This window comes from Pseudomonas sp. FSL R10-0056 (assembly GCF_009600105.1).
Classification (GTDB): Bacteria; Pseudomonadota; Gammaproteobacteria; order Pseudomonadales; family Pseudomonadaceae; genus Aquipseudomonas; species Aquipseudomonas bubulae.
Window position 1 is genome coordinate 1 of sequence record NZ_WIWL01000067.1, and the last position, 11,551, is coordinate 11,551.

Annotated in this window: 10 protein-coding genes and 1 riboswitch; of the genes, 2 read left to right on the plus strand and 8 right to left on the minus strand. The window is 58.7% G+C overall.

The genetic code is table 11. From position 1 onward, the window contains the following. Positions 1-644, minus strand: a 644-nt coding sequence (gene ltaE, locus GHO42_RS03405; RefSeq protein ID WP_153384116.1) for a low-specificity L-threonine aldolase, incomplete at its 3' end; no start/stop codon positions are given. A gap of 215 nt (positions 645-859) precedes the next feature. Next, positions 860-1,030: riboswitch (FMN riboswitch) on the plus strand. A 131-nt stretch (positions 1,031-1,161) separates the two neighbouring features. On the opposite strand from ltaE, the gene GHO42_RS03410 reads away from it, so the two are divergent. Both GHO42_RS03410 and GHO42_RS03415 read left to right on the plus strand, forming a co-directional pair. After that, positions 1,162-1,656 carry a 6,7-dimethyl-8-ribityllumazine synthase gene (locus GHO42_RS03410; protein ID WP_095019218.1) on the plus strand — a complete coding sequence of 165 codons (495 nt, stop codon included), beginning with the start codon at positions 1,162-1,164 and terminating at the stop codon, positions 1,654-1,656. Positions 1,657-1,808: 152 nt separating this feature from the next. Continuing rightward, entirely contained in the window at positions 1,809-3,290 is a 1,482-nt protein-coding gene (locus tag GHO42_RS03415; protein WP_153327087.1) for a M91 family zinc metallopeptidase, read from the plus strand. Here the strand turns inward: GHO42_RS03415 and astE are convergent. From astE to GHO42_RS03450, 7 genes are all read right to left on the minus strand, one after another. Continuing rightward, positions 3,287-4,297, minus strand: coding sequence for a succinylglutamate desuccinylase (astE, locus tag GHO42_RS03420; protein WP_095003229.1), 1,011 nt, complete (start codon positions 4,295-4,297; stop codon positions 3,287-3,289). The genes GHO42_RS03415 and astE overlap by 4 nt on opposite strands. A gap of 12 nt (positions 4,298-4,309) precedes the next feature. After that, positions 4,310-4,597, minus strand: coding sequence for a hypothetical protein (locus tag GHO42_RS03425; protein ID WP_003440880.1), 288 nt, complete (start codon positions 4,595-4,597; stop codon positions 4,310-4,312). 67 nt (positions 4,598-4,664) lie between these two features. Then, entirely contained in the window at positions 4,665-6,011 is a 1,347-nt protein-coding gene (gene astB / locus GHO42_RS03430) for an N-succinylarginine dihydrolase (RefSeq protein WP_095003230.1), read from the minus strand. A 117-nt stretch (positions 6,012-6,128) separates the two neighbouring features. Next, positions 6,129-7,598, minus strand: coding sequence for a succinylglutamate-semialdehyde dehydrogenase (gene astD, locus GHO42_RS03435; protein WP_176465210.1), 1,470 nt, complete (start codon positions 7,596-7,598; stop codon positions 6,129-6,131). Next, positions 7,595-8,632 carry an arginine N-succinyltransferase gene (astA, locus tag GHO42_RS03440; RefSeq protein WP_130872045.1) on the minus strand — a complete coding sequence of 346 codons (1,038 nt, stop codon included), beginning with the start codon at positions 8,630-8,632 and terminating at the stop codon, positions 7,595-7,597. Before astA ends, astD begins: the two co-directional genes overlap by 4 nt. 55 nt (positions 8,633-8,687) lie before the next feature. Further along, complete coding sequence (aruF, locus tag GHO42_RS03445) at positions 8,688-9,707, minus strand: arginine/ornithine succinyltransferase subunit alpha (RefSeq protein ID WP_095003233.1); 1,020 nt, start codon at positions 9,705-9,707, stop codon at positions 8,688-8,690. A 240-nt stretch (positions 9,708-9,947) separates the two neighbouring features. After that, a complete protein-coding gene (locus GHO42_RS03450; RefSeq protein ID WP_153327086.1) occupies positions 9,948-11,168 on the minus strand; it encodes an aspartate aminotransferase family protein in 1,221 nt (406 codons plus the stop codon). Positions 11,169-11,551: the final 383 nt, after the last annotated feature.

An 11,551-nucleotide genomic window follows, 5' to 3' on the forward strand; every position in this document is an offset into this window, starting at 1 on the left:
AGCTCGGCGGTGCCGCACAGCACCGACCCCACGGGCGCGCCCAGGCCTTTGGACAGGCAGACCGATACCGAATCGAAATGGCGGGTGATATCACCGGCGTCAACGCCCAGTTTGACCGCCGCGTTGTACAACCGCGCGCCATCAAGATGCAGCGCCAGGCCGTGCTCGCGGGTCAGGCGGCCGGCCGCTGCCAGGTACTCGGTGGGCAGCACCTTGCCTTGCATGGTGTTTTCCAGCGCAAGCAGGCGGGTGCGGGCAAAGTGGAAGTCATCCGGTTTGATCGCGGCAGCCACCTGTTTCAGATCAAGCGAGCCATCGGCCTGCACCTCCAGCGGCTGCGGCTGAATGGACCCCAGGACCGCCGCCCCGCCACCTTCATACTTATAGGTGTGAGCCTGCTGACCGACGATGTATTCATCACCGCGCTCGCAATGCGCCATCAAGGCCAGCAGGTTGCTCATGGTGCCGGTGGGCACAAACAGCCCCCTGGCAAAGCCCAGGCGCAATGCCAGCTCGGATTCCAGTTTGTTCACCGAAGGATCTTCGCCATACACATCATCGCCCATAGGCGCATTTGCCATGGCTTCACGCATGCCTGGGGTGGGTTGGGTCACGGTGTCACTACGAAGATCGATAACAGACATGGCATTGGCCTCGGCAAGGTTTGATCAGTGTTGAATGCTAAACGTGCGATTCCCGCCAGAACAAGCCTACTCTGCAGCGATCGACAATATTCGGATGCTCACGTAGGAATTACCTTATTAATGAAATGGAAAAACTGATAGCTATTAGCAAAAAGCATCAATGCATACTCGAAAAATATGTGATACAAAATGTCCGCCGCCAGAAAGGCTGGTGGCAACGTTCTCAGGGCGGGGTGCGACTCCCCACCGGCGGTAATTGCGCGCAAAGCGCATAGCCCGCGAGCGCTTGGCACATTCTTGAGCTTCGGCCAGGAATAAACCAAGGTCAGCAGACCCGGTGTGATCCCGGGGCCGACGGTCATAGTCCGGATGAAGAGAGAACGGGATTGGCGCCAAAGGGCCGTCAACCAGGCGGGATAGTGGCGATGCCGTATGGCCGTGCGCTGCCCTCCTGAACGTACCCTTTAATCCCATTCGATTCATATGCCCTGTTTTTCACACAAACAGGAATCTGAACATGCAACCTACAGCTATTCACCACAACGAACGTGTCGCATTTATCCAGGCTTCCTGGCACAAAGAGATTGTCGACCAGAGCCGCAAGGGCTTCCTGGCCGAAATGCTGGTGCTGGGCTATCAGGAAAGCGACATCGATTTCTTCGAAGTCGGCGGCGCGTTCGAGATCCCGCTGCACGCCAAGCTGCTGGCCAAGACCGGTCGTTACGCCGGAATTGTCGGCGCCGCACTGGTCGTGGATGGCGGCATCTACCGTCACGACTTTGTTGCCCAGACGGTCGTCAGCGGCCTGATGCAAGTACAACTGGAAACCGAAGTGCCGGTGTTCTCCGTCAGCCTCACGCCGCACCACTTCCACGCCGGTGAGGAGCATCAGAAGTTTTTCTTTGAGCACTTCGTGCACAAAGGCCAGGAAGCCGCCCGGACGTGCGTAGACACACTGCAGAAAATCCGCAACATCAAGCGCATGGATACCCAGCAAAAACGCGCGGTGTAATGCCTGATTCCCCGGCCAGCCCTGAAACCAGGCTCGCCGGGGAGCACACCATAAACATGTAACGCACACATAAGCCATCCAGGCGTTTCAATTGTCGATACAGGTGCCCGGTCACCGATGACATTTGAACTTGACGCCCAGGAGCATCTCTTATGTGCCCAACCCCGCCCCCAGTAACAACTACCCCTCTGCCAGCCCCTCATCATTTCGAGTTTGACGGCGGTGCCCAGGCCCCGCTCGAAAGAACCGAAACAACGGTTTCACACCCCCTGCCCCATGTGACAGAGAGCACCACACAAAGCATTCTTCATATTGGCGATAACGCCACCCTCGTGCGCTACGTCACTGAAGGCGTCCTGTACCCCCGCCCCATTGACCGCCTGGTCTTCCGTGCCTCGGTGGCGCGGGCATCCATTTGCGTCACCAAGGGCGACAACGACTCTCTGCTGATCGACCTGAACCATGAGCGCTATCGGATAAAGCCTGCAAGTGCAAAGCAGATCATCGAAATTCATACCTTGAACGGCAACGATACGGTTTACATCGCCGATACCCTGAAAAACACCTTTCATATCGAAACCGGCCCCGGCAATGACACCGTCGTGACCAGCAGCGGCAAGTCCACGGTGCTGACCGGTACTGGCGATGACATGGTGATGACCCGTGGGGGCACCAGCTACGTAGACACTGGAGATGGCAATGACATCGTCAACGCCAATGGCACGGGCACAACCGTTGCCTACACGGGCAAAGGGGCAGACTTTTTTCGTGGCGGGGCCGGCATGGCCTTTATCGACGCAGGAGAAGGTGACGATGTAGCCGTCGGAGGCCAGGGCCACAGCATTCTAAGCGGGGGCGACGGCGATGACCTTATTACAGCAGGAGCGGGCTCCAATGTGATCTATACCGGCCAGGGCCAGGACATCCTCAATCAAATAAAAGACAGGGACAAAGTATTCACCGACAGCGAGCCCACCTATATCGCCGAAGGCAGAATCACCCCGCACAAAAAGGTCGCCAATACATTTATTGGCAGCCCAATCCCCCTGCCGGAATCAGGGCTGATTATTCAAGGCAGCGAAGAGTTTATCGTAAGGGTTCAGGATGACTTGAAACTGTTGCTGAGCTCCGGCAACGGGAGCCAGCTACTGCGCGAACTGACAAAAAGTATTCGTAAAAGCCAGAAACCCATCACCATCGCCGAACTCAAGCAGGTAAATAACGGCCTATACATACCCAATCTGGGTGATGGCCGGTCTTTTATTCAGGTCGGGATGGCAGGTCTGCCTGATTTCGGAGGAACGGTGTACTACAACCCGGCATTTTCCACACCCGGCGCGATACCGCTTACCTCTCTGTACCACGAGCTATGCCACGCCTACAACTTTGTCACGGGCACACGATTTTTAGGCGCAAGCCCCGACGGGCATCAGGGAACCAAGCAAGCTGCGCTGGTGAAAAATGATGAACTGCAGGCCGTGGGCTTACCTTGCAACACAGAGCCCTTTGACTTCGATAAAGACCCTGCAACCCCTGCCCTCCCCACGAACCCGGCACAGTTCAGCGAAAACGGCATACGCGAAGAACTGGGGCTGCCCCTGCGCAAAACCTATATCCATTACTCGGATGATTAACCCTGTGGGGCCAGGGTTGTCGGTTCGATAATGATACCGGCGCGCAGGCCATTTTTGACTTTAGGGTTGGGAAAGATGATCCGCGCACCCTCTTCTTCAATAATCCAGCGGGTTTTGCCGGCGTCTTGCGCCAGTAGATAGCCCTTGGGCAACTCGCTGAAATTTTCGATATCGGCAGGCAAGTGCAGGATAAAGGCATCACTGTGCTTGATGACTTCACGCGCCACACTGAACAACTGCAAACCCTCGAGCGAAGCATCGGCCAGTGCTGGCTCGCTACCCTCGATCATCTGCTGCAAACGCTGCTCCAGACGTTCGACATTGACTCCGCCGTTCTGCCCGAAAGGCCGGGCCTTGCCCAACTCAAGGGTAAACGCCTCGGCGCCCAAGCGATCGTAGGTATAGGCACTGAACACAATGGAGGGCTTGTTTTGCAACAGCACCGCTTCCATCCCGGCCGCACGCAAGCGCGACAGCTCTTCGCGAGAGTGGCTACGGCCCTCCTTGAAGGGATACAACGCAAACTGCTCGATCTTCGACCCTCGAATGGCCGTGTGCAAGTCGTAGTGCAGACGAGTACGCCCGGGAGGGCTGAAAAAGGTTTCAGCCAGGTGTTCAAGCTCGCAAGCACGCAGGGCTTCGGGGCCACTGCTGCTTTCGTGACGGCCGTTGAACAGCCGGTTGAGGTCTTCCTCGACAAAACGTGCGCCAGTACGCATGGCGCCGGGGTTGCCGAACAGGAACAGAATTCGCGCACGGGGCTTGATAGTACCCCGTGCAATGGCCTGCAACAGGCGATCAAGCAACTCGATCGGCGCTGTTTCATTGCCATGGATGCCGGCTGACAACAACAGATCCATACCGTTGTCACGAGCCTCGGGCGGGCGCACTTCAAGCGCGCCTTCGGTCAGCCAGCGCATCCGCACGCCGTCGACAGTCAGTTGAGTTTTCTCGGCCGGTTCACGTCCGGCCAAGGTCAGTTCAAGCAGTTTGCCGAGAGCGAGCATAGAACTTCCTTATCAGTGGTTGCAGTCCGGACCGTGTACGTGACCGTCTTCATCATCGCCCAGATCAGCCGGTTCCATTTCCAGTTGCAGGCTCACAAGGTTAGTCGCCAATGGGCGCAGCAGCAGGTTGGCGTATTCGGCATCGCCTTCTTCAACGTCTACACCGATCAGCAACTGGCCACGGCCGTCCTGCTGGATCCACAATTCCTTGCCCTGCCACATGACAGCAACGCGCGTGCAGGACGTTTCCAGCTGGGTACCGTCGGTGTCTTCAAGGATCAGCTTCAGGGTATCAGTCATTTCATCGCTCTCATTGGGGTGTGAAGGTGCGTGCCCGGCGTCAACTATCGCCCAGGCACAGCGCCTTTCAATTGATCTGGAAGGGGTAAACCGCGCCCAGTTTAAGGATTTGCGTCAGTTCATCCAATGCCGTGCGGCATTCAAGCAGCAATTGTGGATCAGCCAGGTCACTTTCGCGCAAAGCATCACGATAATGTTTGTTCACCCAGACCGTCAGGGTGTCGTACAGCGCCGGGGTCATGATCACGCCGGGGTTGACGGCCGCCAGCTCGGTTTCGTTGAGCGCGACCCGCAGGCGCAGGCACGCCGGACCACCGCCATTCTGCATGCTCTGCTTGAGGTCGAACACCTTGACCTCACGGATCGGCCCGCCAGCGGCCGTCAGCCCTTGCAGGTACTGCCACACGCGCGGGTTGGCACGACACTCTTCAGGCACGATCAATAGCATCGAGCCATCGGCGCGGCTCAGCAGCTGGCTGTTGAACAGATAAGAGCGCACGGCATCTTCCACGGCCACCTGATCACGGGGCACGCTGATCGACTGGAAGTTGGCGCCGCGGGTCGCCAGCTTGGCCTGCAACTCGGCCAGCATCTGCTCGGTATTGAGGAAAGCATCCTGGTGATGGAACAACAGTTCACCATTACCCACGGCGATCACGTCGTTATGAAACACACCCTGGTCAATGACCGCAGGATTTTGCTGGGCAAACACCACACCCTCCTCGCTCAGGCCATGCAGGCGAGCCACTGCCTGCGAAGCCTCGAGGGTCTGGCGCGCCGGGTATTTTTGCGGTGCCGGGTAACGACTGTCGAACGCACTGCGGCCGAACACAAAAAACTCGACACCAGCCTCACCATAATCGCGGCAAAAACGCGTGTGGTTGGCTGCACCTTCATCGCCAAATTGCGCCACTGCCGGCAAAGCCGCGTGGTGGGCAAAATGCTCCTGATCGGCAAACATCGCGCCCAGCACGCGACTGGTGGTCGGGTGCTCGATACTGCGATGGTATTTGCAATTGAGGTTGGCAGCGGTGAAGTGCACGCGACCGTCAGCGGTGTCGGCACTGGGGCTGACTGTGGCCGCATTGGCTACCCACATGCTCGAGGCCGAGCAGCTGGCGACCAGCAATGGCATGGCCTCTTTGGCGGCGCGCTCGATCACCTGAGCATCAGTCCCGGCAAAACCCAGGCTGCGCAAGGCAGCAACGTCCGGACGCTCTTGCGGGGCCAGCACGCCCTGGACAAAGCCCATGTCCATCAACGCTTTCATTTTTTCCAGGCCTTGCAGCGCAGCTTCCTTAGGGTTGGAAGCCTGCTGGCTGTTGCTCTGGGAAGCGACGTTGCCAAACGACAAACCGCCATAGTTATGGGTCGGCCCCACTAAACCGTCAAAATTGACTTCAAAGGACTTCATCAGCGAGGCTCCGGAAAACGGTTATAAGTCATACAGCACCTGTGGGAGCGAGCCTGCTCGCGAATGGCCTTTAAGGCTTTCGCGAGCAAGCTCGCTCCCACAGGGTTGAGATAAGCGTTACGACATCCGCACGCCCGGGGTCAGCGCTGCTGGCAAAGCCAGGGTCGGCGTTTCAAGGGAAGCCACCGGGTATGCGCAATAATCCGCCGCGTAGTAGGCACTGGCGCGATGATTGCCCGACGCCCCGATACCACCAAATGGCGCACTGCTCGCCGCGCCGGTCAATTGTTTGTTCCAGTTGACGATACCGGCGCGGCTTTCGAGCCAGAACTGCTGGTAACGCGCTTCGGAATCCGACAGCAACCCGGCCGCCAGACCAAACGCCGTGTTGTTGGCTTCAGCAATCGCCGCATCAAAGTCAGCGTAGCGAATCACTTGCAGCAATGGCCCGAACAGTTCTTCGTCCGAACGATCGCCAACCTCTGTCACATCGATAATGCCCGGCGTCAGCAAGGCGGCATTGCTGTCTGGCTGGTGCATTTCCAGCAAGGCCACAGCCCCCGACCCCAGCAACACTTCCTGGGCATCCATCAAGGCGCGCGCTGCGCCAAGGGAAATCACCGACCCCATGAATGGCGCCGGCTGCTGATCGAAAGCACCCACTTCGATGCTCTGACTCACTTCAACCAGGCGCGTCAGCAGGCTGTCGCCCCATGCGCCTTGCGGCACCAGCAAGCGGCGGGCACAGGTGCAACGCTGCCCGGCGGAGATAAAGGCCGACTGGATGATGGTGTACACCGCTGCGTCCAGGTCCTCTACCTGATCGACCACCAGCGGGTTGTTGCCACCCATTTCCAGAGCCAGGATTTTGTCCGGGCGCCCGGCAAATTGCTGGTGCAGGGCATTGCCGGTGCGGCTCGAACCGGTGAAGAACAACCCGTCGATACCCGTGTGCGCCGCCAGGGCGATACCGGTGTCGCGTGCGCCCTGCAGCAGGTTGAGCACGCCCGCAGGCAGACCCGCTTCGATCCAGCACTTGACCGTCAGTTCGGCGACTTTAGGGGTCAATTCGCTCGGTTTGAATACCACGCTGTTACCCGCCAGCAACGCCGGAACAATGTGCCCGTTGGGCAAATGACCGGGGAAGTTGTACGGACCGAAAACAGCCACTACACCATGAGGCTTGTGACGCAAAACGGCCGTGGCATCCCCCAGCGGTCCACTTTTTTCACCCGTGCGCTCGCGGTAGCTCTGTACCGAAATCGCCACTTTATTGATCATGCTGGTGACTTCGGTGGCCGACTCCCAGAGGGGTTTGCCGGTTTCTTCACCGATGCAGCGCGACAGTTCGTCGGCGTGGTTTTTAAGGCTTGCGGCAAACGCTTCGAGCACGCTCAGGCGCTGCTCGAAAGTCTGTTTGGCCCACTGCGGGAAAGCCTGGCGCGCAGCCTTCACGGCGGCATCCACTTGCCCGGCATCGGCACCCTTGCCAGCCCAAAGCACGTGCTGGGTAACCGGGTTCAGCGACTCCAAAGCCTCGCCCTGCCCGCTCTGCCAGGTACCTGCGATATACAACGTACTCATTATTTTGACTCCCGTGGGGCCATTGACTGGGCGGACAAGGCAACGGCGCGCACCTGGTCGCCCGCGCTCAGTTGCAGGCGTTTGGCGGTCAGCGGGTCGACCACCAGGGTGCCAGCAGCCAGCCGCGCAGGGGCGGCCGTGATGCGGCAATCTTCGCGTTTGCGGTTGTGCATCAGGTAAGGCGTTGCGTCGTCACCCGGTGTGCCAATAGCCAGCACCAGCGCTTCGCTGTCGCGCACTGCGCGGATCTTGCTGGTTTCACACTCAACCGCCGGGCCTGCGTCAAAAATATCGACGTAGCCCTGATAACTGAAGCCTTCGCTTTTAAGCATGTTCAAGGCCGGTTCGGTGTGGGTATGCACCTTGCCGATCACCGCTCGGGCATCTTCGGACAGGAAACAGGTGTACACCGGGAACTTGGGCATCAACTCGGCGATAAAGGCTTTGTTGCCCACGCCGGTCAGGTAGTCGGCCTGGCTGAACTCCATTTTGAAAAAGTGCCGGCCCAGGCTTTCCCAGAATGGCGAGCGGCCACTTTCATCGGACATGCCACGCATTTCGGCAATGATCTTGCTGCCAAACAGCTCCGGGAACTCGGCGATAAACAGCATCCGCGCCTTGGCCAGCAGGCGGCCATTGAGCCCGGTACGGTAATCGGCACTCAGGAACAATGAGCACAGCTCGGAGTTGCCGGTCAGGTCATTGGCCAGAAACAGGGTCGGGATTTCGCGGTAAATATTCAACTCTTGAGAGGCGCTGACCGTCAGGCCCACACGGAAGTTGTACCAGGGCTCACGCAAGCCCACGGCACCGGCAATGGCGGAAATACCCACCACTTTGCCATCGTCGTTTTCGAGCACAAACAGATAGTCCGCATCGCCACGCTCGGCTTCGCCACGGAAGGTTTTCTCAGCCCAGGTGACCCGATGCAGCAAGCGCTCTTCGTTGGCCGGCAAGGTGGTCAGGCCGGTGCCGGTGCTGCGTGCCAGCTCAATCAGGGCCGGTAAATCGCTGTTGCGTACAGGACGAACGATCATGCTATCTCCTTGGACGGGGCTCGCTGACGACCCCCGCGAAACTCGCTCAAACGCGTTATACCGCTACCACTCGTACGCTGGCACCTTCGCCAACACCAAGTGCTTCGGCCGCTTCCAGATCCAGCGTGACCGGTTTGCCCGGCGCCCAATCCAGCTCCAGCAATACGGCGCGGTAATCCTGTAGCTGGGCATTGGCCACCAGATACTGACGTCCACCGCCTGTGCTCAGTGCGCCGATCTTGACCGGAACCACGCGGCTCTGGGCGATTGAGCGGATGCCCGAAACCCGGGCATGCAAGGTCGGGCCACCGTCGAAAATATCGATGTAGTGATCGGTCTCGAAACCTTCGCGCATCAGGATGTCAAAGGTGATCTGCGCACGCGGGTGGACTTGCCCCATGGCCTCTTGGGCTGTGTCGGGCAGCAGCGGCACGTAAATCGGGTAATGCGGCATCAGCTCGGCGAGGAAGGTGCGGCTTTTAAGCCCGCACAGACGCTCGGCGGCGGCATAGTTCAAGTCGAAGAAGTTGCGACCAATGGCGTCCCAGAACGGCGAGTCGCCATTTTCATCGCTGTAGCCAACGATCTCGGTGACCACGGAATCGGCAAAACGCTCCGGGTGGTTGGCCACAAACAGCAGGCGGCCACGGGAGTTGAGTTCGGACCAGGCCGACCCCACCAGTTCCGGGACCACATAAAAACTGGTCAGCAGGCTGTTACCGGTCAGATCATGGCACTGCGACAGGACGTGAATCTTGTTGTGAATCTTCAGTTCGCGGGAGGCGTGCACGAACGTCTCGTTACGGAAGCTGTAAAACGGCTCCGAATAACCGGCCGAGGCCACGATCGCCGAGCACCCCACCAACTTGCCGGCAGCGGTGTCTTCAAGGACGAAAAAATAGCTTTCTTCGCCATTGAAGCTCACTTCGGCAGCGAACGAGGTTTCAGACGCGGCGATCTTGTCGCGCAGGCGTTCGATATCGTCCGGCAATGAAGTGACACCAATCGGGCTGTCCGCAGCCAGACGCTGTACCTCGCCCAGATCAGCCATTTGCGCAGGGCGCATCACCAGCATGGTGTCACTCCTTAATCCTTGAATTGCATAGAGGGGTATAGGCCGAACAGTCGAGTACACCCGGGATTTCAACTGTGGGAGCGGGCTTGCTCGCGATGACGTCACTGCGGCGTGACTGACACACCGCGCTGCCTGTATCGCGAGCAAGCCCGCTCCCACATTGAAAGCCCTGTGCATTGAGCCTGGCCCGGCACATTAAATTCGGTTCGACGCCCGGCAAGCCGGGCGTCGAGGTCACACTCAGGCTTGCGTCAGATTCTTTACGGCACATTCGAAGCGGTTCAGACCTTCTTCGATATCGGCCTCGTCAACCACCAGGCTTGGCGCGAAACGCACAACGTCGGGGCCGGCCTGCAGAATCATCAGGTTTTCTTTTTCAGCAGCATTGAAAATGTCCTTGGCGCGGCCCTTCCAGGCATCGTTCAGCACACAACCCAGCAGCAGGCCCATGCCACGCACTTGAGTGAACAGGCCGTATTGCTGGCCGATTTGCTCAAGGCGGGTCTTGAACAGGTCATGCCTGGCCTTGACGCCTTGCAGTACCTCTGGCGTGTTGATCACATCGATTACCGCATTGCCGACTGCACACGCCAGCGGGTTACCGCCGTAGGTGGTGCCGTGGGTGCCGACAACCAGATGCTTGGCCAGCGCTTCGGTGGTCAGCATGGCTGCGATCGGGAAACCGCCGCCCAGGCTCTTGGCGCTGGTCAAAATATCCGGGGTCACGCCGTAATGCATGTAGGCAAACAGCTCGCCGGTACGACCCATGCCGGTTTGAACTTCGTCAAACACCAGCAACGCATTGTGCTGGTCGCACAGTTCGCGGGCGCCTTGCAGGTAAGCCTGCTCGGCCGGCAGCACGCCGCCTTCGCCCTGGATCGGCTCCAGCACCACTGCGCAGGTCTTGTCCGAAATCGCCGCTTTCAGCGCATCAAGGTCGTTGAACGGAACATGGGTAATGCCGGTGATTTTCGGACCAAAACCGTCGGAGTACTTCGACTGCCCGCCCACGTTCACGGTGAACAGCGTGCGGCCGTGAAAGCTGTTGAGCGCGGCGATGATTTCGTACTTCTCGCTGCCGAAACGGTCATGGGCGACACGACGGGCCAGCTTGAAAGCGGCTTCGTTGGCTTCAGCGCCCGAGTTGCAGAAGAACACACGCTCGGCGAAGGTCGAGTCCACCAGTTTTTTCGCCAGGCGCAACGCCGGCTCGTTGGTGAACACGTTGGACACATGCCAAAGAGTATTCGCCTGCTCAGTCAAGGCACCGACCAATGCCGGATGCGCATGGCCAAGAACGTTAACGGCAATGCCGCCCGCGAAGTCGATCAGCTCCCGACCGGCCTGATCCCACACTCGGGAACCGGCACCACGCACAGGAATAAAGGCTGCAGGCGCGTAGTTGGGAACCATGACCTGGTCGAAATCGGCGCGTTGCACCGGGGCTTGCTCAACGGACATCGGAGTCTCCTGAAGAGGAACGCCTGCCTAAACTGGCGAGCGATGGGGGGATTGTAGGGACACATCGGGAGCACGCCTTGTCGCCAAGCGACAACTTCTTATAGCGCCAAACCACGATTTACAAAGGCATTACGACAATGCGACATATTCCGTCACAAAGGCGCAGTTTAAACGCTGGGGCGTCTTTGCGGCAGCACTCTGGCGCGCTGATTTGCCCGGAAAACGCGAGTTTTTGCCGATCACCGCCGGATCTGTACGTATGGGTGCTAAATATGTATGGATTGATCGCTGATTGTTGATGCAAAGCCTCCGCCAGCCAGCAAATATTTGCGCTTTTTAACGGGCTCGTACTGGCGGATCTTGAAGGTACTCCATCAGGACAT